The following is a 26,116-nucleotide window of genomic DNA, read 5'->3' as shown; positions in this document are numbered from 1 at the left end:
ACTGGAAACATATCAGTAGGCTATCCCTGTCTTTTAACTCGGGGATTTAGCTTCAGGCCTTCACCGTGTCCATGCTATTAATCTTGGCATTAGGCTACTATGCCGTCGGCTAACTTTTGTTTAATCACCTTGGCCATTACTGACCGAAGCGCTACTGTGTTCCACCACTTTTTTTCTATCCCCGCGATGGGGGCTAGCGGGTTGGGCAGCGGCCATGCCGACAACTTCACAGCAGCAAGCTAAACAGATCTCCCCAAATACGAACGTGACCTTTCACTGCACAGCTACATCATTGACTCTACCCTTAGACCACCCCGTTTCGGTGCCCTTGGCCACCTCGCCTCTAGGCCAAGCCATATAAGATGCTTCTGTTCGTCAGCTCGTAGTTTTGCTAGCAGCCTCATCCCCACAAGACCTCACGGTGTTGCAGTTGCCATTCGCTAGTAGTTAGCATTTAATGGCGCCCATTAAACGGTGATCTTCCTACACGGGACTTTCACCCCATTAATTCACGCCCATGTTGGGCCCATCAAGTAAAGGCACCCGATGTCAAAACCGCCGCTTCGCTCTGGTTTTGCCACAGGTGCTTTAGGCGTTAGAGGTAAAGAGTTTCAAATGAGGGCCATTTTATTAATAACCGTTCTTTTTCTTGGTGCTTGCGAAGTATCCACTTCAAAGAATTATACTATTCAAGTTGAGGGAGGCCAGAATCATGAGGAGAATCTCAAGGCCGCCCCTGTCATAGCTAACCTTGTCTGGAATGGCAATTTACACCATCAAATTCAAAAAGAAGTTGTAGAGCTCCAAGATCAAGATTTAAGTAATCTTTTAGGTCTTCGCTACAAAAATGTGTCTTTTAGTTCTGGTGAAAAAGGCGTTTTTATTCAATGCATATTTAAATCTTCATTCAGTGACAAGGTGGGCGATAAAGTTATTGAGATTTGTAGAAAAGAAGTGGAAGCTCAAATTGCTGACCACTTCACTTCCAATAAGTCAAATCATTCGGACGCCACTGTCGCGACGCCCGGTGTTTGAGACGTTATGACTTGACCAATGATGCAATTTATTAAAACCAAAGACTTGAATAAATCTGCAAAACTTACTCTTGCCAACATGCAGGAGTACTATGACATGTATGGCGTTGACTGGACTTTATCAGATGTACGCAGTGCAATTGAAAATCTTGAGAATTATGATGTAGTGAATGATGATGGAGTTTTTGGGATTGTTAGACTCTCATTTGAAAACAATCGCTGTCAACTACGAGATATTCAAGTTGTATCTAATCAACAAAACAAAGGGTTAGGCGCTTTAGTTATCTCTAAAGTAACCGAGCTTGCAAGGCAAAAAAAACTAGGGTTCATTGATCTACGAGTATTTAAACGTAGTCCAGCATATAGACTTTATGGTCGCCTAGGGTTTGTCATAGAAAAAGAAGATGATAAATTTTACCAAATGACGCTTACAGTCATATAAATCGGGTAGCCGGTGGTTTCTAGCCACCGGCCCCCACACCCACCATCGTGCGGGTCTGCAATGGGCGGCTCCTATCCGTAATCTCTGCCCAACGATAGTGTCGAGCAGCGCTTCACTTGAGTTGAGTCTCATGGCAGTGCGCTACTTCTGAATCAGCCGCCACGCCGACAACTTCACAGCAGCAAGCTAAACAGATCTGCTCAGATAAGATCGTGAACTTTCACTACATAACTGCATCATTAACTCTACCCGCTTCGGTGCACTTGGCCACCTCGCCTCTAGACCAAGCCATATAAGATACTTCTGTTCGCCAGCTCGTAGTTTTGCTAGCGAATTCCTCCCCACAAGACCCAACGGTATTGCAGTTGCCATTCGCTGGTAGTTAGCATTTAATGGCGCCCATTAAACGGTGATCTTCCTACAAGGGACTTTCACCCCATTAGTTCACGTCCATGCTGGGTGTGCCAAATTTAGGCAAGTGGACAAATTACTGCGCCTTCGATTCCGTAATTTGCCGTTGCTAAGGGCGTTATGTGGGACTAGACCGAGGTCTTATTGGGAGATGTGGCGTAATTGACATTAGCTTAAAGAATCATCCTGACACTCACTGTAGTGCTACGACAAATTTACCAGATACAATAAGTTGTTTTTATGCAGCCTTTTAATACTCAATTTACCTTATCTAGAGATTACCTAGCCGAATGCTATGATCAGTCTCTACCCTATGGGAAAAATGTCAAGCCCAATTATCTTCTTCCTACATTATTATTATCTTCTGGTGCGGGATTACTATTATTTACTGAGCAACCTAAGATCGCAAGTTGCACGTTAATTGCATTAGGCGTGCTGGAACTGATTCACATTCGATATCGACGAGCTTGGTGGTTAGCACGGCAGATGCTTGGGAAAAGTGCCGGTAGTGAGGTGAAATTAACCATAGATAAGGATGGAATCCAGACACAGAATCCTTATACGACAACAGCTCTGTCGTGGACAGATATCGAGCATATTATTGAAACCGATTTAGGGCTTATTTTGGTGGCTAAATCCGGGGGGCAGCAGTACTTGTCTAAATCGTTATTACCTGCTGAATTAATTAATGAGATCGTTACCAAGATTAAGGGTAAACATTGATTTCAATAAAAATTAAAGTCGTGCCTACAATGCAGCTAATACAATGCATAACAAGCTGCCCAAACGCGACGACCCTACGGGGTCGCCGCTTGGCAAGGCGTTAAATGCACACAAGGAACACGTAATGCAGTTCATCCGAAGAATACAGCGAAATAGAGCGATAAAATCGTACTTACGGAAATTGCCTAAGTTGCTAGCGAAAGATTATGGAAAATCTAAAAGGTATCGCCCAAAACAAGTAAGGGCTACGATTGAGAGGTCAGGGCTCTCAATTATTTATACCTGTTACGCGATTTCAATTTTTTGCTCAAAGAAGGAATTTGATGCATATCATCATGAAATTGGTGAAGTGTGTGATTACGGAGCAATGCGTGGAAAAGTAGGAGATCTTCATTTTTACGGAAATGCAAATTTTAGTAGTAACGATGTTGCATCTGTTGGCTCTGACTTTGGTGGCGGTTCACATGGTATGGATAACGGCAGCACAGATTAAGGCATTTAAATCGGGTAGCCGGTAGTTTTTAGATACCGACCCCCACACCGCCCATCAGCGAATCCACAATGGGCGACACCCTATCCGTAATGCATCTCTACCCAACGATAGTATCGAGTAGCTCTTCATTTGAGCTGAGTGTCATGGCAGTGCGCTACTTCTGAGTCAGCGGCCACGCCGACAACTTCACAGCAGTAAGCTAAACTAATCTCCCTAGATGAGAACGTGAACTTTCACTACGCAACTGCACCATTGACTCTACCCGCTAAGTCACCCAGCTTCGGGGTCCTTGGCCACCTCGCCTACAGGCTAAGCCTTATAGGATGTTTCTGCCCATCAGCTCGTAGTTTTGCTAGCAGCTTCCTCCCCACAAGACCTCGTGGTGTTACAGTTGCCTTTCACTAGTAGTTAGCATTTAATGGAAACCATTAATCGGTGATCTTCCTACAGAAGACTTTCACCCCATTAGTTCACGCCATACTAGACATATCAAACGCCTGCAATCTGACTTCCGGCCATTGGTACCTTTTGTACAAAAGCCGTACAAAAGCTGCCGGCAGTTAAGGCAGGCGTTAGCTTTAGTCGGAAATAGCAAACCAACAAGGAAGTTAAATGATACGTTTTGATAGATTATGGGAAAACTACCCAAATGAAGATCCATGCGACGCAAAGAACCGGGATGGTGAAAAGCTTTTTGGAAACCAATGCGCGATTCGGCTAAGTCATGCAATGAAAAAATCTGGTATTAAATTCAATACTTTTCCAAAAGGAAGGAAGTGTTGGGTTCACCCAGGAGAGGAACATATTCTCGCAGCAGCAGAGCTTGCAGATTGGATTCAAAACTCAAAAATTCCAAATATGCTAGTTACTGAAAATATTACCGGTGAAAACTGGAGAGAAAAAGTAGAATCGAGGAAAGGAATTATATGCTTTGAAGATTACTATCTCCGCAGTGATGGTAGCGGTGGAGATCATATCGATCTCTGGAATGGTAGAGCTATGACTGGAATTGGTTCATACTTTCGTACGAGATTCAATATAGTTATTCCAAGCATTTGGTCTGACTTAGGTAAATCTAAAAAAATAAGGTTCTTTCCGGTAGCATGATGAAAAAATTACTCTGGTTTATCATCGCGTTTGTTTGCATCAGCATTGCTTATTTCTTCTTAGTGTATTTGGCTGGGTGGGCCTTGAGTCTGGCAGATTTCAGGCTCTACAATTCTGAAGCAGATCAGCAGCGTAATTTCAACATCGTAATGTCAGGGTGGCTTTTACTTTCCATAGTGGGTGCTGCTTGGTTAAGTAGGCGAAAAAACTGATAATGCGCAGCAAGCTGCAGTAGAGCGCGGAGTTAGCACCAAAAAGGTGTTAAGCAACGCATCAAGAAGAAGCTCAGGCTTTTATACTAGATACCCTATGGCCAGTTATCTACGTGTGGAACCACAATTATATTTCTAATAAAGTTGACTATAAAGCTAGCTGTGCTAAAGCGGGTAGCCGGTAGTTTCTAGCTACCGCCCCCCACAACACCCATCGGGCAAGTCCGCAATGTGCTGCTCCCTATCCTTAATGAATCTCTACCCAACGATAGTGTTGAGCAGATCTTTATTTGAGTTTTGTGTCATGGCAGTACGCTACCTTAAATTTATCCGACTGGAAATATATCGGTAGGCTAGCCCTAACTTTTAACTTGTGGATTTTGGGTTCAGGCCTTCACCATGTCCAAGGTATTCATCTTGGCATTAAGCTACTATGCCGTCGTCTGACTTCTGCTTAATCACCTTGATCATTATTAACTGAAGCGCTGCTATGCTTCACCACTTTGTATAACCCACGATGGTAGCTAGCAGGCTGGGCCTATTTATGAGTCAGCGGCTACGCTGACAACTTTACAGCAGCAAGTTAAACAGACCTCCCCAGTTAAAACGTGAACTTTCACTCCACAACTGCATCATTGACTCTACCCGTTAGACAACCCGGCTTCCGTGCCCCTGGCCACCTCGTCTCCTGGCTAAGCCTTATAGGATGTTTCTATTTGCCAGCGCGTAGTTTTGCTAGCGGCTTCTCCTCAACAAGACCTCACAGTGTTGCAGTTGCCATTCGCTAGTAGTTAGCATTTAATGGCGCCCATGCTAGGTGTACCAAGGCCAGGCACAATCGCCCCTTCGGGGCTGGGCCGCCGCTGCTTCGAAGCTCCGGCCTGTGCTGGCGGGCGTTATATGAATACGAGGAATCATCATGGATAAGAAAGATATTGATAGAAAGGATCAACTTGTAAGGGAGATTCTTGCTGATTGGGGTGAAGCACTCTTAGAGGTTGGAGAAGATATTTCAGTACGCGATGTACTAAAGCAGGAGTTAAGGGTTGCAACCCCGACCTTAAGAATATTCATAACAGTTAAGACTTTTGAAGAAAGAGCTGAGTATTATCGCTCTCATGGCAACTATGAGGAGTTAAAAGAGAAGCTAGCAGAGGCAAAAAATACTCTAAATAAACAAATAGAACTAGGCTCCATTTTTATGAGAAATGGACTTCATTATAAAATTGATGGTGAGACCATCGAAATGAGCTCAGAAAGGCTTAATAATGAAAGCTTAGCCGGGGCTCTTAATAATGTGAAAGCAGAAATGGACAGCCAAACAGAAGATGACCTAAATTCAGAGTTTAGTAGCTTGCTTAAAGGTATCGAAATGTTTGCTGAGGTTTATAATTAATCAATTTTAATAATAGGAATTGTTTTGTCTGAAGAAGCCGGAAAGTTTGTATTAAAAGCACCTAAGGAGCTTTTGGTAAAGCTTGTAAAGCTAAATGGGGAGGACTTAACAGAGGCCCTAAAAGAGCTTTTTTCGTACTCTGGTGTAGAGTCAAAAACATATGAGCGCGAGAGCTATAGATTCGATAAATCGGAGTTAATAGGCGACTATCTAATCGCAACATATGGACAGGCCTGCTGTGAATGGAGTTACATTGCTAATGCTCTTCTAAAACAAGGTAAAGGTATCGAAGTCTATGCTAGTTGTAATTGCTACGATGAGTGTAGCTACGAATACTACGCATTAGATGAAAAAGGTACAAAAGTGGCATTTTCTTTACCGCTAGAGAATGCAGACGAGATTGTACAAGAAGATGAAGACTTCATTGAGCGAGTATCACAAAAAGCGAAACAGTGGAGTTCCATGATTCCAGAGCAAGTCAAGCAAGGGGCTCCAGAGTTTGATGAAGTACAACTTGATGAGTTCTTAAGTTACTGCGAGTAATCATATAAATCGGGTAACCGGTAGTTTCTAGCTACCGGCCCCCACACCACCCATCGTGCGAAATCGCAATGGGCGATTCCCTACCCAAATTAAATGTCTACCTAACGATAGTATCGAGGAGCTCTTCTTTTGAGTTGAGTGTCATGGCAGTGAGCCACCTCAACTTTAACCGACTGGATAACATATCGGTAGGCTAGCCCTGTCTTTTAACTCAGTGATTTAGGTTCAGGCCTTAACCCTGCCAAGGGTATTAATCTTGGCATTTGGCTATTATGCCATCGGCTGACTTCTGTTTAATCATCGTGGTGATTACTGACCGAAGCGCTGCTGTATCCCACCACTTTTGTCGATTCCCCCGATGATGGCTAGCGGGTTGAGCCTACTTATAAGTCAGCGGCCACACTGACAGCTTCACAGCAGCAAGCTAAATAAATCTCCCCAGATAAGAACGTGAACTTTCAATACTCAACTACATCATTGACTCTACCCGTTAGATCTCCCGGTTTCAGTACACTTGGTCACCTCCCTTCCAAGCTAAGCCTTATAGGATATTTCTGTTCCTCAGCTCGTAGTTTTGCTAGCAGCTTCCTCCCCCACAAGGCCTCCCGGTGTTACAGTTGCCATTCACTAGTAGTTGGCATTTAATGGCGACCATTAAATGGTGATTTTCCTAAAGGGGACTTTCACCCCATTAGTTCACGCCCATGCTCGTGGCATTATGCGTCATTAAACATAGAGTATTGATTGAAGAATGAGTAAAGAACAACCAAATAATCCGCTACATGGTATTACTCTTGAGAAAGTTGTTACACGATTGCAGGAGCATTATGGCTGGGATGGTTTGGCAGATAGGATTAATATCAATTGCTTTAAGAGCGACCCATCAATTAAGTCTTCGCTCAAGTTTTTACGCAAAACCCAGTGGGCACGAGATAAAGTCGAGAATCTGTATATCTCAACTTTTGAAAATAAATCTCCGTGGGGTAATCGTAAATAAGCACTATTTGGTAACCACATAGATGTCGCTGTGATTAGGCAGGGACAGGCGCATAAATCGGATAGTCGGTAGTTTCTAGCTACCGGCCTCCACACCACCCATCGTGCCAGTCCGCAATGGCCGGTTCCCTATCCGTTGAATCCCTACCCAACGATACTGTCGAGCAGCTCTTCATTTGAGTTGAGTGTCATGGCAGTGCGCTACTTCTGAGTCAGCGGCCAGGCTGGCAGCTTCACAGCAGCAAGTTAAACTGATCTCCCCAGATAAGAACGTGACCTTTCACTGCACTGCTGCACCAGTGACTCTACCCTTAGACTACCCCGTTTCGGTGCCCCTCCAGGCTAAGCCTTATAGGATGTTTCTGTTCGCCAGCTCGTGGTCTTGCTAGCGGCTTCCTCCCCGCAAGATCTCACAGTGTTGCAGTTGCCATTCGCCTATAGTTAGCATTTAATGGCGCCCATTAAATGGTGATTTTCCTACAGGGAACTTTCACCCCATTAGGCAACGCCCATGCTAGAAATTATGTATGGCCAGAGAATTTAGGTTGTGCTAAAACAAATTAACGAAGACAAATGGGACAAAATGTATGGAGGTGAGACCCTGAGCTCACTGCCATATTCTGTTAATAAATTTGAGAAAGCACATGGAATAACCTTCGAGCGATATGAAGAAGGTGGGATTGGAGGGTGTTATTGTACCTTTATAAAAATTTCTAAAAATAAGTACTTTCTGCAAGGGTTTGGAGATAAAGATAATCAGGAACCGGGGGTGTCACTGGAAATGGATGGGTGCAATCCTTCACCAAAACACAGTCTTAACGATATTGCCTCCACTCTTAATATCGCTATCGAATCTATGCCTTGGGTAAGGGAAGACCTTTCTACTCCAAGATGGATGTTAACTCGACAGGGAGATGATGGAAATGAAGTGGAAATTTTCCGAACTCATCGTAAGATAGTGGCTGATTGGGCTATGAGTCAATATGAAAAGCCTGGGAATAAACAATGTTACTTCGTAATAGAAAAAACATAACAAACGAAGGCAGCCGACTCATAAATGCGCAGCTATTTTAAACGTTAGGAGCAAGACAAATGGAAGCTATCGTTTATTACTCAAGAAATGCAAAAAAGCCCCCGTTAGAAGTGGTCATCGAGCTAGATGAACAAACTGTATATATTAACTGCAGTTGCCCGCTTGGGCAGGAAAAGAAAATATGCCGACATAAAATAAACGCTATCAGGGGGGATAAGTCAAAGCGACATCAATCCACCTCTGACAAAGTCATTACGCGGTTAAGGCATCTTTTTGGCTCAAGCTCTTCATTACGGCAGCACCTCGAAGAAAAATGGCGTGCACTTCGGGTTTTTTCCTCAGAGCACCCGGAGTATAAAGAGGAAATAGGCAACAAAAGACGAATATTGGGTGAGGCATTAGCAAACGGCTTTCTGAATGAAAACATATACCAATCTCAAGAGCCGTTTGATGCTGTTGAGTGGGAAGAAGCTAGAGAAACATTAATAAATGGTATGAATTGCCCAGTAACACTGAAGTATGTAAATCATGAGGGTATAGCTACTGAAAGAAAGGTGCTTGTGGGTGAGGTATTTGTCAGTAATGCTAATTTCTATATGCTCGGTTATTGCTCTCTCCGCGAGCAGATGCGTACGTTTCGTGTTGATCGTATACAAGGAATTAGTTTTGACAAAGAATGCGCCGTAAGCGATAAAAGCATACTTCTGGATGTCGTTTTCCAGGGTAATCCGCAAGTACAAATATGAAGCCAGCAAGTACGGATGTAGCCCCTAAACCGGGTAGCCGTTAGTTTCTAGCTACCAGCCCCCACATCACCCTTCGTACAGGTCCGCAATGAGCACTTCTCTATCCGTAATGAACCTCTACCCAACGGTAGTGTCGAGTAGTTCTTCATTTGAGTTGGCTGTCATGACAGTGCGCCACCTCAACTTTATCAGACTAAAAACATATCTGTAGACCAGCCCTGTCTTTTAACTCGTAGATTTTGGGTTCAGGCCTTCACCGTTTCCAAGGTATAAATCTTGGTATTTGGCTACTATACCGTCTGCTGACTTCTGTTTAATCACCTTGACCATTACTGACCTAGGCGCTGATGTGTTCCACCACTATTGTCGATCCCCGCGATGGTGGCTAGCGGGTTGGGCCTATTTATGAGTCAGAGGCCACGCTGACAGCTTCACAACAGCAAGCTAAACAGATCTCATCAGATAAGATCGTGAACTTTCACTACAAAACTGCATCATTGACTCTACCCGCTAGATCATATGGCTTCAGTGTCCTTGGCCACCTCGCCTCCAGGCTAAGCCTTATAGGATGTATCTATCCGTCAGCTCATAGCTTTACTAGTCGATTCCTACCCATAAGATCTCACAGTATTGCAGTTGCCATTCGCTAGCAGTTAACTTTAAATGGTGATCTTCCTACAGGGGACTTTCACTCCATTAGGCTACGCCCATGCTGGGCCTATCAAGTAAAGACAGCATCGCCCCTTCGGGGCTGGACCTTGCTACGCTCGGCCGCTGTTGGAGGCGTTAGATTTTTTTACTCATCGGAGATAGGGAATGTCAACGAGAGAAATCTCCAACTATTATGACTCAACAGAACATAGTGATACTCGTGAAGATTTAATTTTTGCTCTTGGTGAAGTAAAAGGAAGAAAGATTGCTGTTGATTGTGGCTGTGGAGCAGGATCAGATATAGCTTATTTGCGCAGTAATAATTTCACGGTTCATGCCTTTGATATCGAGAATGAATCTATATCTAGATGTCGTAAACGATTCAAAGATGATGAGCAGGTTATTCTATCAAGGGATAGCTTTAATACTTTCCATTATCCTGAGTCCTCGTTGGTAGTTGCTGATGCCAGTCTTTTCTTTTGTCCTGAAAAAGATTTTGAGTCAGTTTGGTTGAAAATAATTAACTCTTTAACGGGAGGTGGAATCTTTTGCGGTTCATTCCTTGGGCCGAAAGACACAATGGCTGGGCCTGAGTATGATAAGGAAGCATTTTGGAGTGATACTCTAGTTATGAATGAATCGAAGATTAAAAAACACCTCAGTAACTTTGAGCTATTAAAGTGGACTGAACATGACCTTTCAGGAGAAACTGCAGATGGCACACCGCACCATTGGCATATATTCTCCATCGTAGCGAGAAAAAAATCTAAACTGGGTAACCAGTAGTTTCTAGCTACCGGCCCCCACACCACCCATCATGCATGTCCGCAATGGGCGGTTCCCTATCCGTAATAAATCTCTACCCAACGATAGTGACGAGCAGCTCTTCAATCGAGTTGAATGTCATGGCAGTGCGCTACCTCAACCATATCTAACTGGAAACATATCGGTGGTCTAGCTCTGCCTTGTAGCTTATGAATTTTAGGTTCAGTGTAGTGATCTAATCCATCCAGACACTTCGCGAAGATGGTAAAACTAACGAGCAAGGTGAAGTATGAAAACAAAAGGTACACGTCGGCATTTCAATCCGGCATTTAAGAAAGACGTCAAAACTCTTATCTCTGAACAAGGAGATTCGATTTCTAAGCTATCAGAGGCTGCAGGAACAACTGCCAATAACCTGCGACGCTGGATAAAGGGCCTGAAGCAGGAAGAGGAAAATTGTCGGGATAAGATACCGATTGAACGTTTTTTTAGCGTCCTGAAGCGAGAGTGATTAACGGGAAATCTCTATCCGATAAGAAAGGAGGCGATAGCAGATGTAAGAGCCTATATTGCTTTTTACAATTCACGCAGAATACATACAACACTGGGGGACCTAGCCCCTATCGAATTTGAGAAATGTACTTAGAGGTGTGTTCGGTTGGAGTTGACCACAACAGAGTGGGGGAAAGAACTGAAATAGGCGTTTAAATTTACTAACGGTGGTTAGAGCCTGGCAATCTGACTTATTTGCGCCACGCCCCTGAGCTATTTTTTTAAAGAGGCTAGGCTACCGTAGATTATTGAATTGCAAATAAATTTATCTGATTGCCACTTTATAGGAAATCTATAATCTAAAGTAGCTAATAGATTCGCTTTGGGACTTAAAGGGTCTTTAATAGAAAGATAGATAGTGAACCACTGGCTCCCTGGTCAACTACTACATGAAATCAGGGCTCTTAACTCATGAGTAAAGATACAAGATTTTTTCATAGTGTTTTTTCAAAATACGCTGATCTTTCCAAGGAGCAGTGGAAGCTGGCGCTATGTAATGTAACGCAAATGTATACAGCGGATAAGATTAAAATGTTCCCTGTCTCTGAAAGAAAAAGAAGAAGCGAAATTGTAGCTTCAGCGAGAGAATTTGCTGTAAAGCAACATGCAGAGTACGAGGATTACAGCAAGATAATTAAAGCTAATAGGCGCGGGGGCTGGGTATGTTGATCGTGGCCGGCACCATGATTGCCTTCTCGGTCTTCGTCCTCCCTTTGACGGGGGAAACGGCCACCACAACAGGCACGACACCCGCGGCGCTTCCGCCGCTGCAGGACACCCCACTCCCCGATCGGGTTAAGCTGGGATTCCTTCTTTACAACGACCTGAACATCTCGGCCAGGCGTAACACCGGCTGCGTCACCTGTCACGCGCACTCGGCCGGTTTCGCCGATCCACGCAGTGCCGCCGATCCCGTAAACATGCCGGTCTCCCCCGGGTCCGAGCCCGGGAAATTTGGCACGCGCAACGCCCAGACCGCCGCTTACGCGACGTTCAGCCCCCCATTCCACTGGGATGAGCAGAAGCAGACCTATGTCGGCGGGCAGTTCTGGGATGGCCGGGCCAACTCGCTGAAAGACCAGGCAATCGGACCGCCACTCAACCCACTGGAGATGGCCATGCCGAACAAAGAGGCGGTCCTCGCGCGCCTCGCGGAGAATCCGGTCTATCTCGAGGCCTTCCGGCGGCTCTACGGCGTAGACCTCAAGTGGCCACAGGTCGAGATGGTCTACCCCAAGTTCGGCGCCGCAATCGGGTCCTTCGAGCCCACTGACGAGTTCGCCGAGTTCAACTCCAAGTACGACTACTACGTTGCAGGCAAGATCGACCTGACCCCGCAGGAACAGTTGGGACTCCAACTGTTCAACGGCAAAGCAAAATGCAACAACTGCCATAGTAGCAAGCCGCCGGCGAACTACCCGCACGCCCTGTTCACCGACTTCACCTACGACAACCTGGGGCTCCCTGTGAACCCGCGAATCGCCGGCCTGCACGGCGTCGACAGCCTGCCACTCGACCTGGGCCTGGGCGGTCGACCAGAGATTGCCGCCAAGCACCCCGACGGATCGCAGAATGGTAAATTCAAGGTGCCCACTCTCCGCAACATTGAGATCACCCCACCCTACGGGCACAACGGCGTCTTCGCCACGCTCGAGCAAATCGTTCATTTCTACAACACCCGTGATACGCTCGGTGAAGTGCCCGACGCAACCGACCCGAACTTCGGAATCACCGGCTGGCCTAAACCCGAAGTCCCTAAGAACGTCAACCGGGCCGAGCTGGGCAACCTCGGGCTGACAGACGACGAAGAAGCCGCAGTCGTGGCGTTCCTGAAGACGTTGACCGACGACGCGTTCGACGAAAAGGACCTCGAACACCCCGAAGGCGAGGCGCCGCTGCGCCGTTGACGATAATCAAATTGTCGAGCAGCTTTGGATGCCTGGAGTCCATTTAAATATCGGTGGATCCTATCCAGGTAGTAGGCTTTCGGAGATCTCGCTCAGCTGGATGGTAGCCCGTGTCACTAAACATCCCGACCTCATTCTCGATGAGAAATGCCCCCCAAACCCAGATAGCTTTGAATCCAACATCAGGGACTGGTTACGAGAGTCAATCGACCTTGAATCTGACTTCTAGACTTTATCCCTATCAACGCCTGATGAATCAGACACTACCGGATAGTAGAGATATCGGTGAGAGGCTTTGACACAAATTCGAGAGCACTGATCGACGCAACTTGCTGCCTGCTGATTTCAAAACAATCGGGGATTACTTGGCTTTTAGTATCGTTAACCTTGAGCTTAAGCCTGCGTTCAACAAAGCGTTTAATACTCGCCATAACCCGTTCACCCGCGCGTTTAGAGGAAACGAAAATCAAAAATCGTCCGCATAGCGGATAAAATTATGTCAACGTTTTTCCAGTTCTTTATCTAGCAGGTCGAGTACAATATTGGAGAACTGCGGCGATAAAAGGCCACCTTGTGGCCCCCCTCATGACAGGCTTTCCAATATCCATCTCCTACACATCCTGCGCGCAAGTAGCTTGCGATCAATTTGAGTAAACGCTTATCGCTGATTCTTTGGCCAAGTAAACTCTTAAGGAAATCATGATTTACTCGATCAAAAAATTTCGATAACTCGACATCCTCCGCTATTCGTTTCCCTTCCTCGATATACTTTCGCAGCATTTTCACTGCATGATGCTGTGATCGCTTTGGACAGAAGCCATAGCTAATTTCCGAAAATTTTTATCGAAGATGGGGTGGATAACTTGGGCAACAGCTTGCTGAATAACACGATCAAAGATTGTAGGTATCCCAAGACCTCGCTGACCACCATCTGGCTAGCGAATTTAGACACGCCTAACGGGAAGCCGTTGATAATGACCTTGCCGAATAATTTCAACAATCTCATCGCCAATTAGCTTGAAGTGCTGAACAAACTCATCGATGGTAATCCCATCAATGGCTGCGGCACCTTTATTGCCGGATGGCAACATATCGGTAGGCTGCCCTGTCTTTTAACCCTGGAGTTTGGTTGAGGCCTTCACCGTGTCCAAGGTATTAATCTTGGCACTTGGCTACTAGGCCGTCGGCTGAGTTCTGTTTAATCACCCTGGTCATTTCTGACCGAGGCGCTGGCTATGTTCCACCATTTTTTCTACTCCACGATAGTGGTGGACCTACTTATGAGTCAGCGCCCACGCTGACAGCTAAACAGATCTCCCTAGATAAGAACGTGAACTTTCACTGCACAGCTGCATCATTGACTCTACCTGTTAGATCACCCAGCTAAACCTTATTGAATGTTTCTGTTCGTAAGCTCGAAGTTTTGCTGGCGGCGGTCTCCCCAAAAGACCTCGTGGTATTGCAGTTGCCATTCGCTAGTAGTTAGCATTTAATGGAATCCATTAGCGGTGATCTTCCTACTGGGGACTTTCGCCCTATTAGTCCAGGCCCATGCTGAGTGCACCAAGCGCCTGTAAATTGACCCCCGGCCATTGTCATCTTTTTTGCCAAAACCTTAATAAATAAGGTGACAGTAGCCACCGGCAGTTGAGGCGGGCGTTAGGTGCGTAATATCGACGACCTCTTTGAGAGATGATAATGAAGAAACTCAAAAACGAAAAAGAGATGGTAAAAAAGGCTATAGCACTCGGTACTGCATATGGCACCAAGCGAGGCGTTGTCGAATTCGAAGCTACCGATTCAGCTCACGAGAAACTCGAATATATTTACCGTCTTTTAGTTCACGATAAATTAATTCAACCCCTTCCAGAAGACAAAATATCACAGAAGGCTATCATGCATAGGTTAGCAATATGGGCCTCAAAGCAGTGAAGAGAGGAGTTTTATCGTAAGACCAGGAAGTATTTGGTAGACATACTAAAAGGGCTTAAAAAGTCATAGTCATGGGTTAGCAGCCATTAGCGCCGATATTCCTACGTTTCACCACAAATAAAAACGAAACCATGTCCGGCTTTGTTTATAGCTTAGGTAAACACCGTTAACACAAGAAAACCGATAAATCGTCAGGCTTAGAAGAGGAGTATGAAGTGGCTTAAGATAAGCCACTTCAATCACAAACGACTAATATCCGCTAAAGGGGCAGCGGCATAGGTTTTTCATTCACCTTAAACTCGCTGTCTTTCAGACTGATATTGGAGCTATAGCCGTCATTGGTTGATACTAACAAACCTTGTTGCTCAAGAGACGCTAATATGGTCGGCACTTGTTGAGCAGCTACTTGCTCCAGCTGCTCTTCACTCATGCCTTGGGTTTGCGGGTTATTTTTCAATTGAGCTTTCATCACTTGTACGGCCATAAATTCAATCAGGGCTTTATCGCCGCTTAGCTTGCCGTCAACTAAGGCATGTGACAGCCAGAAAGCCGGATCTAGTGGTTGCTCCGGTAACGCGCTAATGCCAACTAAGCTAGTATGCAGGTTACTGTTAAAGCTGCCTTGCGGGAAAGTACCACGTAAGCTGGTAACATTCACTTGAGGTTCGCCAGCCACTAAAGATAACAGATTAGCGTTCATAAACTCCATAGCCTTAGCTCCTGCCTCTTCAGCAGGCAGCGTATTGGGTGAGTTGGCAAAATCCTGATAAGACTTCCAAAACTCTTGGCTGATATTGACGACCTCAATCTCAAGGGCCAGATCTTCACCATGGAATTCAGCTATGTCGACCTTTTTAGAGCCGTAGGCAACCTGCATATTTCCCAGTTGTTTTTCTTGGTTGAATTCAGTACTGCCCTTCACATATAGGTCAGCAATGTCAATATTTTCGTTTTGTTCTCTATCATTTAAACTGATGGCACCAAGGTTAATTGTTATATCAGAATCATAAAAAGCACTTTCAAAGATTGCCTTAAAGGAGGAAGCCATGGTCATATCCATAGTCAAACTTTCAGCCTTGACGTCCCTTAACTCAGAAGTGACAGTAAGGCTATCGGCACCCCCCTGGTAAGTTAGTTGCCCATCCTGATATTGCCCTTTACCCTGGAAACCGCTGAAAGTTAACTGAGCTTTATGATCTTCAATATCAGTAGTAAATGGCGTAATGCTGTCGTTATAGTAATAACCACCTAAAACATTCATATTGCCATGAAGCTGGTAAAAAGGAGTTTGCTCAGCCCACACCAAATGTTCACGTAATTGATCACCGGCAGCTTCTAGTGTCCAGCCAAGCCATCCGAAACCGGCATGTTCACCGAAGCGAAAGGGGCCGTGGGAAGCACTGAAATCTACTTCTACAGAAAAAGATTCAAGTTCAGGGGTATCTGACACACCCGAGAAAGCATTGAAATCCATGCTTACCAAAAAGGTAGTCTGGGTTGAAAACCAGGATGAATCCATGCTTTTTATTTCAACCGTGTATGCCGAATTTTCATTTGCGGCAGTGACTATTTCATCAATAGATGACTCAAGTTGAATGCCGGCAATTTTCGGTGCAACAACACCAGTAAGCACTGCTGCTGGAAGCAATACACTCAATAATTTCTTCATTAAAACAAATCCAAACTACAAATTGACTGAGAAGTAAATCTATTATTAGCTCATATTTACAGGCAGCTGTAAGCCAAAATATAAATACTTATTCTTTCTTGGTGTAAACTACAAGCGGACGCCCCTATAACAACAATATGTAAAGTGGACTCAATAAAAATCACCACATCTAGTCCTTAATATTGGAGGCGGGAAGCCTTGCTCGCCGAAAATACGAACGCTGTAATTAGTTGTAATTGGTACAAACTTTTATATTCTATAAGGGATCGCGTAAATGTAACCATTGGTAAGTTGAGATTCAGTTTGCTGGGCCACCGGAAAGTATAAATTCATGTATTTGTGATTGTAATTATTGCCTGCATTCAGCTTTAAAGTGCATCACTTACTCTACCCGTTAGATCTCCCGGCTTCTGTATCCTTGGCCAGCTCGTAGTTTTTCTATCGACCTCCTCCCCACAAGACCTTGCGGTATTACAGTTGCCATTCATTATTAGTTAGCATTTAATGGAATCCATTAAAGGTGATCTTCCTACAGGGGCTTTCACCCCATTAGTCCACGCCCATGTTGGGTGTACCAAAGCCATCAACCATTGCCAGCAAAGCTGCCTGGACCTCTGCACTATGTGCTCCAGCTGGTTATGACGGCGTTAAGGCTACAATGAATATTCGAGAATCAATCCAGTCTCAATTTTCCGGAAAAGCTTTCGAAAGACCTTTGTTCTATGCCCACAAAGGAGGTCTTCGTTTTGAGCTTTCCTTAGGTGGAGATTGGCTCGATCAATTTGATTTAGCATTACGTAAATCTCACGAAATATGTGAAGAAATATTCGATAAGGAGATTGTTGCCTGTTACCGTATCTTTAGTAACGAACCCCTAGTTTCTTCTATCTCCACTTTTCGTGAGCTTAGAAACATTGGATTATTTCCCAAGAAAGTGAAAGAGAAAGAGCACTGGCTTGAGCGTGTAGCGGTAGATGAAGGCTGGATTGAGGGGGAAACTGAAGATTACTGGCATACAATTGCGATAAAACTACCCAAATCAAGTCTGAAGAAGCTACTTTGGTGCAGCATGGCACAAGACTTAGGCGTCAAGCCATGTCCGCTAGTAAACATCTACCTCTTTGACCTAACTAAAGGAGTTGAAGCTTGGCCTTATGATGTTCGAGGCATGGACGTTATTGGCAACAAGGCCATACTGTCTCAGCTATACAAGAAATTCGACTCATACCTTCTCGACTACGATAGAGAGATGATGGACACGAATTTTGGCTAACGCCTTAAATCGGGGGGCACAGCCCCCTGATTTATCCTCCGCACCACTCCCCATACGAATCCCAATCCCAGCTCTCTCTATCTTGCATCGCCTTTTCACCTATTTTATTGCGCCATACATTTCTTAAATATCTCCATTTATTGACACAAAATTAAGTTTTTCGATCGCTGACGTTAATTATCACAGAATTCCATCTAATAAAAAGTAAAGGTATAAGAATTAAACGTTCCTTAGTGATACTGGCGTAATCTTGGACTAAGCCTTATAAACAGTGAACAAGCAAACAAGGATTTTGGGAGCTAGCAGGCACCTCGTTGAAGTAGAGGGCAACTCAAAAGTATTCCATTCGTTTTCTGTACCAGAAATCGTTCCTATCAAAAAAATACCAAGTATTTTCGCGGCGGTACTAAGAATCAATTCGGGCGTGACCCATAAGAAAAACGGGGAGAAAGAAGTTGAACTACCCAGAGCAGCTCAACCCGGAAGTGTGGCCTCTTGTCGTTTATTGCCTTGCTGTACTCGCACTAATTGTCCTGATGCTGAGTCTTTCCTATTTTCTCGGGCAGAAGAGAAGAGATCCCGCAACAGATGAACCTTTTGAATCCGGGATTATCTCCCAGGGCAGTGCTCGCCTGCGAATTTCAGTTGCCTACTATTTGGTTGCCATTTTATTCATTGTATTCGACCTGGAAGCGGTTTATCTGTTTAGCTGGTCAATTGCCTTCTTTGAGACCGGACTTCTCGGCTTTATCGAAGCCACAATCTTTATTGTCATCCTACTGGTAGGGCTGATCTACCTATGGCGCCTGGGTGCATTGGAGTGGGGCGGACAACAAAAAAGTTTGATTGGCCGCAAAAATAATCAATAAAGAAACCAGGAAAACACCATGCGCTGGCAGCTGAGTAAGGCAGATGATGTCATCGCCTCTGACTCCCGTAAGTCAAGTGGCGAGGAATTCGAAGAAGACCTGCAAAAAAATGTTCTGCTCGCCAAGTTGGAAGAGTTAGTCGCCTGGGGACGCTCTAATTCACTTTGGCCATTTAACTTCGGGCTTTCCTGCTGCTATGTGGAAATGGCCACTGCATTTACCAGCCGCCATGATATCTCCCGTTTCGGCGCAGAAGTCATTCGTGCAACGCCACGGCAAGCTGATCTTATTGTAATTTCTGGCACCGTATTCCTAAAAATGGCGCCTGTGGTACAGCGGCTCTACGAACAAATGATCGAGCCTCGCTGGGTGATATCCATGGGCTCTTGTGCCAACTCTGGCGGCATGTACGACATTTACAGCGTGGTGCAAGGTGTCGATAAATTTTTGCCTGTTGATGTATATGTCCCCGGGTGCCCCCCACGCCCAGAAGCATTACTGCAGGGTCTCACTCTGCTACAAAAATCCGTTGCTGCCGAGCGCAGAAATTTCAGTTGGGTAGTGGACGAACAGGGAACCAGAAAAGTAGCCAAACCAAGCCAGCGGGATTTGCATCGAGAAGAACGGATGCGTACGGAACTATTGCGCTCTCCAGATACGGTTTAAAGCTTAAAGCGCTCTAATAAAACAATAACAATGGGACCCTCATGACAGGCGTTATAGCAAAAAGTATTCACAGTGAGACTGCCTATAGCAAGGAGGCTGAGCTATTCCTGCGTGATTTCGACCAGGAATATCATTTGCACAATTACTGGTTACAACCAAATTGTGGAGATATGCCCACTCTATGGGTAGATGCCCAGTCCCTGATTCCCATATTGCAATTTCTCAAGGTAGATATTTCTCGTCCATTCGCCATGCTTTACGACCTCAGCGCAATAGATGAGCGCTTGCGAGTAAACCGCGGAGAAGGACCAGAAAAGCAGCCAGCGAGTGATTTTACCCTGGTCTACCAACTCCTATCTTTCACTCGCAATTTATTTATTCGCATTAAGGTCGCTCTGGCCGAATCCAAGCTTTCAGTGCCATCAATTGATGACATTTGGCAAAACGCCAACTGGTATGAGCGGGAGGTTTGGGACCTCTTTGGGATTAATTTCGAAGGGCATCCACATTTGCGCCGGATTATGATGCCCACTACCTGGAAAGGACATCCCCTGCGTAAGGATCATCATGCACGCGCCACAGAAGTAGACCCTTTCAGTCTTTCTGAAGAAAAAGAGCGTAAGGAGCAAGAGGCACTATTATTTCGCCCTGAAGATTGGGGCATGGCTCGTGCCAATGAAGACTCAGAATTTATGTTTCTAAATCTGGGGCCAAACCACCCCAGTGTGCATGGCGTTTTTCGCATCGCCCTGCAACTCGATGGTGAACAAATAGTGGATGCGGTACCGGATATCGGTTATCACCATCGCGGCGCAGAAAAAATGGCAGAACGCCAAGCCTGGCACACCTATGTGCCCTATACAGATCGCATTGATTACCTGGGTGGCGTTATGAATAACCTGCCCTACGTATTGGCTCTGGAGCAACTCGCCGGAATTCTGGTGCCCGAACGTGCCCAGGTTATTCGTGTAATGATGTGCGAGTTTTTCCGCATTTCCAGCCATCTGGTCTTTTTCGGCACCTTTGCTCAGGACGTCGGACAGATGTCCCCTGTCTTTTACATGTTTATCGACCGGGAGAAACTATTTGGCATAGTCGAGGCCATCACTGGTGGGCGTATGCATCCGGCCTGGTTTCGGATCGGCGGTGTAGCTCAGGATCTGCCAGAGGGTTGGGAAAAGATGGTCCGGGAATTTCTCGACTATATGCCACAACGCTTGCGCGATTACGACGGGATGGTAATCAAAAATAAACTGCTACAAAAACGTACACGGGGCATCGGCGTCTACAATACCGCTGAAGCACTGGAGTGGGGAGTGACGGGTCCCGGTCTGCGCGCAACCGGGCTTGAATGGGATTTACGTAAAAAACGCCCTTACAGTGGCTATGACCAATTTGAATTCGATATTCCCAGCTATGATGGTGGTGATTGTTTTGATCGGTGCCGTGTGCGAGTGGATGAAATGTGGCAGAGCCTGCGTATTATCCGTCAGTGCCTGGAAAATATGCCAGCTGGGCCCTATAAATCCGATCACCCATTGACGACGCCTCCACGAAAGGGGCGCACTATGCAGGATATAGAAACCCTCATCCAACACTTTGTAAATAACAGTTGGGGACCAGTAATGCCCGCCGGTGAAGTGTGTTTCCCAATCGAAGCCACTAAAGGTCTCAACAGTTATCAAATTGTCAGCGATGGAGGGACGACATCATACCGCACCAGAATACGCACCCCCTCATTCCCACATTTACAAATGATTCCACTTATGTCACGGGGACTGTTAATTGCGGATCTTATTGCAATCATTGCCAGTATTGATTTTGTGATGGCAGATGTTGACCGATAACAACAATAAATTCAGCTTAGATTATGGGGAGACTTATGAAATACAGGATTCGATGCTCTTATGTCGCAGTAACTACCGGCGGCAGTAGCATCTTCTAGATGCCTCCGTGATTCGACCATAGGAGGCGAAAATGTCCAGCGTACTAGAACCGGAACTGATCGAAGTAATGGAGCAAAGTAACAAGGATCCAGAAGAACTCTCCGAAACCCTCACCGATGAGGAAAAGCGAGAAATTGATGAAGAGGCCTCTCACTATGAGGGAAAATCTTCTGTGGGTTTAGAAGCACTTAGAATCGTACAAAAGTATCGAGGCTGGATTTCAGACGGTAGTCTACGGGCCATTGCAAACTACTTGGACATGCCTGTAGCTCAACTGGAGAGCGTAGCCACCTATTTTCAACTGATTTTTCGTCAGCCCGTTGGGAAAGAAGTGATCTTGCTTTGTAAAAGTGCCAGCTGCTGGGTTATGGGCTGTGATCAATTACAAAAACACATAAGCCAGAGTCTACAAATTGAACCAGGACAGACAACAAATGATGGAATATTTACTCTATTGGAGGCTCCCTGCTTAGGCGATTGTGATAAAGCGCCTGTACTCATGCTGGGAGAGGAAATGTATAGAAACCTCGATGAATCAGCTATCGACGCACTAATCGATAAAAAGAAACAAATCCATGCTGACAAATCCTCTCACTAAAAATATCACCAAAGAAAATACCGCAGCAGATATCACCCGGTACCTGGATAATGATGGTTACCAAGGATGGCGCAAAGCGCACTCTATGGTACCGGATGACATTATCAATCTTGTCAAAGATGGCGGGTTACGTGGACGCGGTGGGGCGGGATTTAACACTGGATTGAAGTGGAGCTTTGTTCCCCGAGGCGAAGGATCCCCTGAGCAAAAGTTTGTTGTCTGCAACGCAGATGAAATGGAGCCGGGCACATTCAAAGACCGCCTCCTTATGGAGCGTGATCCACATTTATTATTAGAAGGGATGGCAATTGCTGCCTACGCCATAGGCGCATCCATTGGTTACATATTCATTCGCGGGGAATATCACCTGGCAGCAGAACGCCTGGAGCGAGCAATAGAGGAAGCAAAATCTCAAGGTCTTATCGGAAAAAATATTTTTGATAGTGATTTTTCATTGGAAATTTTTGTGCATCGCAGTGCAGGTAATTATATCTGCGGTGAAGAGACAGCGCTTCTCAATGCTCTCGAAGGGCAACGTGCAATCCCCAGAGCTAAACCACCATTCCCTCAAGTAAGTGGCTTATGGGGTAAACCTACAGTTGTAAATAATGTAGAAACCTTCTGCAATATACCCCATTTGGTAGCATATGGAGTCGACTGGTACCGTGGCTTGGGCATCGGACAGGATGCTGGCAGTAAAATATTTGGCGTCAGCGGCAAAGTCAAAAATCCCGGCACTTGGGAATTGCCAATGGGTACCCCTATTCGAGAAATTATTGAACAGTATGCCGGTGGCATGAGAGATGGACTTCGGCTAAAAGGCTTCCTACCAGGCGGAGGATCTACTGATTTCCTGGGGCCCGATCACCTCGATCTCCCTATGGATTATGACGTGATCGGCAAGGCTGGTAGCCGTATGGGGACCGGTACAATTATTGTGTTAGATGATAAAACCTGTCCTATTGGGCTGGTACTAAATCTTACACAGTTTTTTGCGCGCGAATCCTGTGGATGGTGTACTCCTTGCCGAGATGGCTTGCCCTGGATTGTGAAAGTTCTGCAAAGAATCGAGAATGGGGAAGGTCTGCCCGAAGACCTTGAATTGCTACATGAGCAATGTAAGCGCATTGCCCCAGGTAAAACTTTCTGTGCATTGGCTCCTGGGGCAGCAGAACCCATTCAGAGTTCCCTCAAACTATTTGAACAGGACTATATAGATCATATCAAGAAAGGCTGTTGCCCCTATAAATAACTAGCGAAAGAGATTGGCCGGACTCCCAATAATATCAAATAAATAATGGATTAACGATGCCAACCATAACGATCGATGGCGAGAAGTATCAGGTTGATGGCGATCAAAATCTTCTCAGCAGCTGTCTGACTGTAGGTCTAAATGTCCCCTATTTTTGCTGGCACCCTGAAATGGGCTCGGTAGGTGCTTGCCGGCAATGTGCCATGATCGAATATAAAGACAGTGAAGACCAATCGGGTCGATTAATTATGAGCTGTATGACACCAGTTCGAGATGGTGGTATCTACAGTGTCAATGCCGAGGCAGCAAAAGAATTTCGCGGTAGTATCATTGAAGACCTGATGACCAATCATCCCCACGACTGTCCAGTTTGTGAGGAAGGTGGTGAGTGTCACTTGCAGGATATGACTGAAATGTCAGGTCACACCATGCGCCGCTATAGGGGCACCAAGCGCACACATCGCAATCAATATCTTGGTCCATTTATCAATCATGAAATGAATCGGTGTATTACGTGCTACCGTTGTGTACGGTTTTACAACGATTATGCTGGAGGGAGTGATTTACAGGCACTCGGTCGTAATCATCAGGTTTATTTTGGTCGTCAAGAAGAAGGTCGCCTACAAAATGGCTTCAGCGGAAACTTGGTTGAAGTCTGCCCTACCGGTGTATTCACTGATAAAACATTCAGTGCACATTTTGTTAGAAAATGGGATCTACAAACAGCGCCTTCGGTTTGTGAACATTGTGCAGTAGGGTGTAACACTGCACCTGGTGCAAGAGAATCCAGCAATGGTAACGACCCTGTACTAAGGCGTATTACCAATCTCTTCCATCACGATATAAACGGTTACTTTCTCTGCGATCGAGGTCGTTTCGGGTACGAATATGTCAATGGCTCAACACGCATTGATCAGGTATTGAGTGTACATAATGAGGAGCTTATTAGCTCCACCGCAGATTCAAAAGATAAACTTCACTGTAAAGTAAACCCCCGCGATGGTGTTCTACACCTATCGGTACAAGTCACCGCAGCTCAACGCCAACTCCGCCGGATCATTGGCGTTGGCTCTCCCCGAGCATCAATAGAAAATAATTTTGCTCTACAGCAACTAGTTGGAGCCGACAATTTCTTTTCTGGGCTAAACCGTTTCGATCAGCAATTATTGCAACAGATCAACGCTATACAGAGTGACGAACGAATAACAAGTCCCAATACTCCAGAAATAGAATCCGCAGATGCAGTTCTGATAATCGGTGAAGATATCTATAACACGGCGCCCCGTATTGCCTTGGCTGTGCGTCAAGCAGCACGTAATCGTCAAAAAAAGCAGGCTCAAAATTTAAAAATTCCTTTGTGGCAAGATGCCTCAGTAAGACAACTAGAGGGTGATCCCAGCCCGATTATTTTTATAGGAACAGAGCTTACCGACCTCACAGATATAGCCAAAACTACCCTGTTTGAGTCACCAGAAAAAGTTGCACAGTTTACTAATGCGCTCACAGAGGAAATCAAAAACTCTAACAACCAGGGAACTGAAAATACCTCAGAACTACAGAAACAGATTAGACGCGTGGCTCAAATACTGGAAAACGCAAATAATCCACTGATTATATCCGGAGTATCCAGCAGGCATCCCGACACTTTAAGCGCCGTAGCCAATCTGGCTTGCGTAATAAGCGATCACAAAAAGTCACCCACTAATCTGTATTTAAACTGTGGTGAAGTTAACAGCTTGGGATTAATTCAGCTTGTTAATGAAAGTGATAACAATCTGGATCAGCTCTTAGAGTCACTGACAACGACAAAGAATACTATTCCAACCAGTCTTGTTGTGCTGGAAAATGATCTATATCGGCGACTGGATACACCATCTGCAGAGAAGATTTTTTCTCTAGTGGATGAAGTTATTCTGATGGATTCTCTACTTACGCCTACCGCCAAAAGAGCCAACTGGATCTTCCCAGCATCTACAACAGCCGAATCACAGGGTACTTATATAAATAATAATGGTTTAGCCCAGCGATTTTATGCAGTCTATGAAGGCAAAGGATACATTCAGGAGAGCTGGCGCTGGCTTGTGGATGCTGTAGATTTCTGTACTGAGAAGTCCGCTAACCTCTCAGTGATCAACAGCTGGAAGCACAGTACAGATCTCAGTAATGCCATAGCGAAGGAGTTCACGACACTGGGGGTTCTCGCCGATCTCGGCCCCAATGAAGACTATCGCATAGATGGTCTTAAGATCGCTCGACAAAGTGCCCGTTATAGTGGGCGTACCGCTATCCACGCCCAACAACATGTTTCAGAAACACCCCCCATTAAAGATCCTGATGCTCCCATGAGCTTCAGTATGGAAGGCATACACAATCCCAATAAAACTCCACTCCAGGCAAATATTTGGTCACCAGGATGGAACTCCAACCAATCTATCTTTAAGTTTCAACAACAAGTTGGTGGTGAGCGTAAAGGGGGGCCGTCAGGCAAAAGAATTGAACGAGCTCCACGACCTATCTCTGAATACCTCCCCTCTAGGAGTGAATTAGAGCATCCATCAGACACCTCCAATAAAGTACAGATGCTCCCCATTTATCGCCTCTTTGGTAGTGAGGAACTCAGTAACCAATCAATGTCTCTCTCTGAGATTATTGATGCTCCATTTATATTAATACATCCAGATACCCTAGCTCACTACACTCTGACTATGGGAGAACTGGTAGATATAGAAACCAGCAATGACACCCATAGAGCAGAAATAAGACCCTGCAACACCATACCCCATGGGTGTATTGGTGTGCCTTTTGGATTACCGGGAATGGAGACCCTGGCTCCTCAGATTCCTGGCTATGCCTCTCTACGTCCGGCAGTGGCACCTATGATTAGCGAGGATCAATAAGCC

26 protein-coding genes are annotated in these 26,116 nt (G+C 45.4%); 24 read left to right on the top strand and 2 right to left on the bottom strand.

Annotation, left to right across the window (positions count from 1 at the left end):
• Positions 1 to 546: 546 nt before the first annotated feature.
• From ACJJIO_RS14785 to ACJJIO_RS14710, 16 genes are all read left to right on the top strand, one after another.
• Positions 547 to 1,035, top strand: a complete 489-nt coding sequence (locus tag ACJJIO_RS14785; RefSeq protein WP_444908916.1) for a hypothetical protein — start codon at positions 547 to 549, stop codon at positions 1,033 to 1,035.
• 18 nt (positions 1,036 to 1,053) lie between these two features.
• On the top strand, positions 1,054 to 1,476 hold the full coding sequence (locus ACJJIO_RS14780; RefSeq protein WP_444908915.1) for a GNAT family N-acetyltransferase: 423 nt from the start codon (positions 1,054 to 1,056) through the stop codon (positions 1,474 to 1,476).
• A 651-nt stretch (positions 1,477 to 2,127) separates the two neighbouring features.
• Complete coding sequence (locus tag ACJJIO_RS14775) at positions 2,128 to 2,610, top strand: YcxB family protein (protein WP_444908914.1); 483 nt, start codon at positions 2,128 to 2,130, stop codon at positions 2,608 to 2,610.
• A 43-nt stretch (positions 2,611 to 2,653) separates the two neighbouring features.
• Positions 2,654 to 3,103, top strand: coding sequence for a DUF6559 family protein (locus tag ACJJIO_RS14770; protein ID WP_444908913.1), 450 nt, complete (start codon positions 2,654 to 2,656; stop codon positions 3,101 to 3,103).
• A gap of 612 nt (positions 3,104 to 3,715) precedes the next feature.
• Positions 3,716 to 4,210: a T6SS effector amidase Tae4 family protein gene (locus ACJJIO_RS14765; protein WP_444908912.1), complete on the top strand. Its 495-nt coding sequence runs from the start codon at positions 3,716 to 3,718 to the stop codon at positions 4,208 to 4,210.
• 1,131 nt (positions 4,211 to 5,341) lie between these two features.
• The gene (locus ACJJIO_RS14760) at positions 5,342 to 5,818 is read left to right on the top strand and encodes a hypothetical protein (protein WP_444908911.1); all 477 of its coding nucleotides are present in this window, start codon (positions 5,342 to 5,344) and stop codon (positions 5,816 to 5,818) included.
• A 24-nt stretch (positions 5,819 to 5,842) separates the two neighbouring features.
• Positions 5,843 to 6,361: a hypothetical protein gene (locus ACJJIO_RS14755; RefSeq protein WP_444908910.1), complete on the top strand. Its 519-nt coding sequence runs from the start codon at positions 5,843 to 5,845 to the stop codon at positions 6,359 to 6,361.
• 751 nt (positions 6,362 to 7,112) lie between these two features.
• Positions 7,113 to 7,358: a VF530 family protein gene (locus ACJJIO_RS14750; protein ID WP_226648534.1), complete on the top strand. Its 246-nt coding sequence runs from the start codon at positions 7,113 to 7,115 to the stop codon at positions 7,356 to 7,358.
• Positions 7,359 to 7,904: 546 nt separating this feature from the next.
• Entirely contained in the window at positions 7,905 to 8,390 is a 486-nt protein-coding gene (locus ACJJIO_RS14745; protein WP_444908909.1) for a hypothetical protein, read from the top strand.
• A 59-nt stretch (positions 8,391 to 8,449) separates the two neighbouring features.
• Entirely contained in the window at positions 8,450 to 9,136 is a 687-nt protein-coding gene (locus tag ACJJIO_RS14740) for a WYL domain-containing protein (protein ID WP_444908908.1), read from the top strand.
• An 816-nt stretch (positions 9,137 to 9,952) separates the two neighbouring features.
• Entirely contained in the window at positions 9,953 to 10,573 is a 621-nt protein-coding gene (locus tag ACJJIO_RS14735; protein WP_444908907.1) for a class I SAM-dependent methyltransferase, read from the top strand.
• Between the two features lie 268 nt (positions 10,574 to 10,841).
• The gene (locus ACJJIO_RS14730) at positions 10,842 to 11,063 is read left to right on the top strand and encodes a transposase (protein WP_444908906.1); all 222 of its coding nucleotides are present in this window, start codon (positions 10,842 to 10,844) and stop codon (positions 11,061 to 11,063) included.
• A gap of 21 nt (positions 11,064 to 11,084) precedes the next feature.
• Positions 11,085 to 11,198: an IS3 family transposase gene (locus tag ACJJIO_RS14725; RefSeq protein ID WP_444911001.1), complete on the top strand. Its 114-nt coding sequence runs from the start codon at positions 11,085 to 11,087 to the stop codon at positions 11,196 to 11,198.
• Between the two features lie 317 nt (positions 11,199 to 11,515).
• Positions 11,516 to 11,773, top strand: coding sequence for a hypothetical protein (locus ACJJIO_RS14720; protein ID WP_444908905.1), 258 nt, complete (start codon positions 11,516 to 11,518; stop codon positions 11,771 to 11,773).
• The gene (locus ACJJIO_RS14715; RefSeq protein WP_444908904.1) at positions 11,767 to 13,011 is read left to right on the top strand and encodes a cytochrome-c peroxidase; all 1,245 of its coding nucleotides are present in this window, start codon (positions 11,767 to 11,769) and stop codon (positions 13,009 to 13,011) included. Before ACJJIO_RS14720 ends, ACJJIO_RS14715 begins: the two co-directional genes overlap by 7 nt.
• Before the next feature lie 28 nt (positions 13,012 to 13,039).
• On the top strand, positions 13,040 to 13,240 hold the full coding sequence (locus ACJJIO_RS14710) for a hypothetical protein (protein ID WP_444908903.1): 201 nt from the start codon (positions 13,040 to 13,042) through the stop codon (positions 13,238 to 13,240).
• A gap of 715 nt (positions 13,241 to 13,955) precedes the next feature.
• Here ACJJIO_RS14710 and ACJJIO_RS14705 read toward each other — a convergent pair.
• Positions 13,956 to 14,102 carry a hypothetical protein gene (locus ACJJIO_RS14705; RefSeq protein WP_444908902.1) on the bottom strand — a complete coding sequence of 49 codons (147 nt, stop codon included), beginning with the start codon at positions 14,100 to 14,102 and terminating at the stop codon, positions 13,956 to 13,958.
• Positions 14,103 to 14,709: 607 nt separating this feature from the next.
• Here ACJJIO_RS14705 and ACJJIO_RS14700 point away from each other — a divergent pair.
• Complete coding sequence (locus ACJJIO_RS14700; RefSeq protein ID WP_252084850.1) at positions 14,710 to 14,943, top strand: DUF5062 family protein; 234 nt, start codon at positions 14,710 to 14,712, stop codon at positions 14,941 to 14,943.
• A 259-nt stretch (positions 14,944 to 15,202) separates the two neighbouring features.
• Here ACJJIO_RS14700 and ACJJIO_RS14695 read toward each other — a convergent pair whose 3' ends face one another.
• The gene (locus ACJJIO_RS14695; protein WP_444908901.1) at positions 15,203 to 16,612 is read right to left on the bottom strand and encodes a YdgA family protein; all 1,410 of its coding nucleotides are present in this window, start codon (positions 16,610 to 16,612) and stop codon (positions 15,203 to 15,205) included.
• A gap of 562 nt (positions 16,613 to 17,174) precedes the next feature.
• On the opposite strand from ACJJIO_RS14695, the gene ACJJIO_RS14690 reads away from it, so the two are divergent.
• From ACJJIO_RS14690 to nuoG, 7 genes are all read left to right on the top strand, one after another.
• Positions 17,175 to 17,885, top strand: a complete 711-nt coding sequence (locus tag ACJJIO_RS14690; protein WP_444908900.1) for a DUF3885 domain-containing protein — start codon at positions 17,175 to 17,177, stop codon at positions 17,883 to 17,885.
• A gap of 455 nt (positions 17,886 to 18,340) precedes the next feature.
• Positions 18,341 to 18,754 carry an NADH-quinone oxidoreductase subunit A gene (gene ndhC, locus ACJJIO_RS14685; RefSeq protein WP_252084847.1) on the top strand — a complete coding sequence of 138 codons (414 nt, stop codon included), beginning with the start codon at positions 18,341 to 18,343 and terminating at the stop codon, positions 18,752 to 18,754.
• A gap of 18 nt (positions 18,755 to 18,772) precedes the next feature.
• Positions 18,773 to 19,420, top strand: a complete 648-nt coding sequence (locus ACJJIO_RS14680) for a NuoB/complex I 20 kDa subunit family protein (RefSeq protein ID WP_444885845.1) — start codon at positions 18,773 to 18,775, stop codon at positions 19,418 to 19,420.
• 41 nt (positions 19,421 to 19,461) lie between these two features.
• Positions 19,462 to 21,267, top strand: coding sequence for an NADH-quinone oxidoreductase subunit C/D (nuoC, locus tag ACJJIO_RS14675; RefSeq protein WP_444908899.1), 1,806 nt, complete (start codon positions 19,462 to 19,464; stop codon positions 21,265 to 21,267).
• A 130-nt stretch (positions 21,268 to 21,397) separates the two neighbouring features.
• On the top strand, positions 21,398 to 21,964 hold the full coding sequence (gene nuoE, locus ACJJIO_RS14670; protein ID WP_444898897.1) for an NADH-quinone oxidoreductase subunit NuoE: 567 nt from the start codon (positions 21,398 to 21,400) through the stop codon (positions 21,962 to 21,964).
• Entirely contained in the window at positions 21,942 to 23,216 is a 1,275-nt protein-coding gene (gene nuoF / locus ACJJIO_RS14665) for an NADH-quinone oxidoreductase subunit NuoF (protein ID WP_444908898.1), read from the top strand. The genes nuoE and nuoF overlap by 23 nt, the downstream gene beginning before the upstream one ends.
• A 56-nt stretch (positions 23,217 to 23,272) precedes the next feature.
• Positions 23,273 to 26,113, top strand: a complete 2,841-nt coding sequence (nuoG, locus tag ACJJIO_RS14660) for an NADH-quinone oxidoreductase subunit NuoG (RefSeq protein ID WP_444908897.1) — start codon at positions 23,273 to 23,275, stop codon at positions 26,111 to 26,113.
• Positions 26,114 to 26,116: the final 3 nt, after the last annotated feature.

Source organism: Microbulbifer mixtoriginis (SeqCode) (genome assembly GCF_052467235.1).
This window is presented reverse-complemented; position numbering and strand designations above follow the sequence as displayed.

Bases quoted from the DNA above. Each gene is read 5' to 3' on its own strand.
- ACJJIO_RS14700 (WP_252084850.1), top strand. From the start codon at position 14,710: ATGAAGAAACTCAAAAACGAAAAAGAGATGGTAAAAAAGGCTATAGCA.
- ACJJIO_RS14765 (WP_444908912.1), top strand. From the start codon at position 3,716: ATGATACGTTTTGATAGATTATGGGAAAACTACCCAAATGAAGATCCA.
- ACJJIO_RS14680 (WP_444885845.1), top strand. From the start codon at position 18,773: ATGCGCTGGCAGCTGAGTAAGGCAGATGATGTCATCGCCTCTGACTCC.
- nuoF (WP_444908898.1), top strand. From the start codon at position 21,942: ATGCTGACAAATCCTCTCACTAAAAATATCACCAAAGAAAATACCGCA.
- ACJJIO_RS14770 (WP_444908913.1), top strand. From the start codon at position 2,654: ATGCATAACAAGCTGCCCAAACGCGACGACCCTACGGGGTCGCCGCTT.
- ACJJIO_RS14695 (WP_444908901.1), bottom strand. From the start codon at position 16,612: ATGAAGAAATTATTGAGTGTATTGCTTCCAGCAGCAGTGCTTACTGGT.
- nuoG (WP_444908897.1), top strand. From the start codon at position 23,273: ATGCCAACCATAACGATCGATGGCGAGAAGTATCAGGTTGATGGCGAT.
- ACJJIO_RS14690 (WP_444908900.1), top strand. From the start codon at position 17,175: ATGTTGGGTGTACCAAAGCCATCAACCATTGCCAGCAAAGCTGCCTGG.
- ACJJIO_RS14775 (WP_444908914.1), top strand. From the start codon at position 2,128: ATGCAGCCTTTTAATACTCAATTTACCTTATCTAGAGATTACCTAGCC.
- ACJJIO_RS14705 (WP_444908902.1), bottom strand. From the start codon at position 14,102: ATGTTGCCATCCGGCAATAAAGGTGCCGCAGCCATTGATGGGATTACC.
- ACJJIO_RS14710 (WP_444908903.1), top strand. From the start codon at position 13,040: ATGCCTGGAGTCCATTTAAATATCGGTGGATCCTATCCAGGTAGTAGG.
- ACJJIO_RS14760 (WP_444908911.1), top strand. From the start codon at position 5,342: ATGGATAAGAAAGATATTGATAGAAAGGATCAACTTGTAAGGGAGATT.
- ACJJIO_RS14730 (WP_444908906.1), top strand. From the start codon at position 10,842: ATGAAAACAAAAGGTACACGTCGGCATTTCAATCCGGCATTTAAGAAA.
- nuoC (WP_444908899.1), top strand. From the start codon at position 19,462: ATGACAGGCGTTATAGCAAAAAGTATTCACAGTGAGACTGCCTATAGC.
- ACJJIO_RS14740 (WP_444908908.1), top strand. From the start codon at position 8,450: ATGGAAGCTATCGTTTATTACTCAAGAAATGCAAAAAAGCCCCCGTTA.
- nuoE (WP_444898897.1), top strand. From the start codon at position 21,398: ATGTCCAGCGTACTAGAACCGGAACTGATCGAAGTAATGGAGCAAAGT.
- ACJJIO_RS14750 (WP_226648534.1), top strand. From the start codon at position 7,113: ATGAGTAAAGAACAACCAAATAATCCGCTACATGGTATTACTCTTGAG.
- ACJJIO_RS14715 (WP_444908904.1), top strand. From the start codon at position 11,767: ATGTTGATCGTGGCCGGCACCATGATTGCCTTCTCGGTCTTCGTCCTC.
- ACJJIO_RS14780 (WP_444908915.1), top strand. From the start codon at position 1,054: ATGATGCAATTTATTAAAACCAAAGACTTGAATAAATCTGCAAAACTT.
- ACJJIO_RS14720 (WP_444908905.1), top strand. From the start codon at position 11,516: ATGAGTAAAGATACAAGATTTTTTCATAGTGTTTTTTCAAAATACGCT.
- ACJJIO_RS14735 (WP_444908907.1), top strand. From the start codon at position 9,953: ATGTCAACGAGAGAAATCTCCAACTATTATGACTCAACAGAACATAGT.
- ACJJIO_RS14785 (WP_444908916.1), top strand. From the start codon at position 547: ATGTCAAAACCGCCGCTTCGCTCTGGTTTTGCCACAGGTGCTTTAGGC.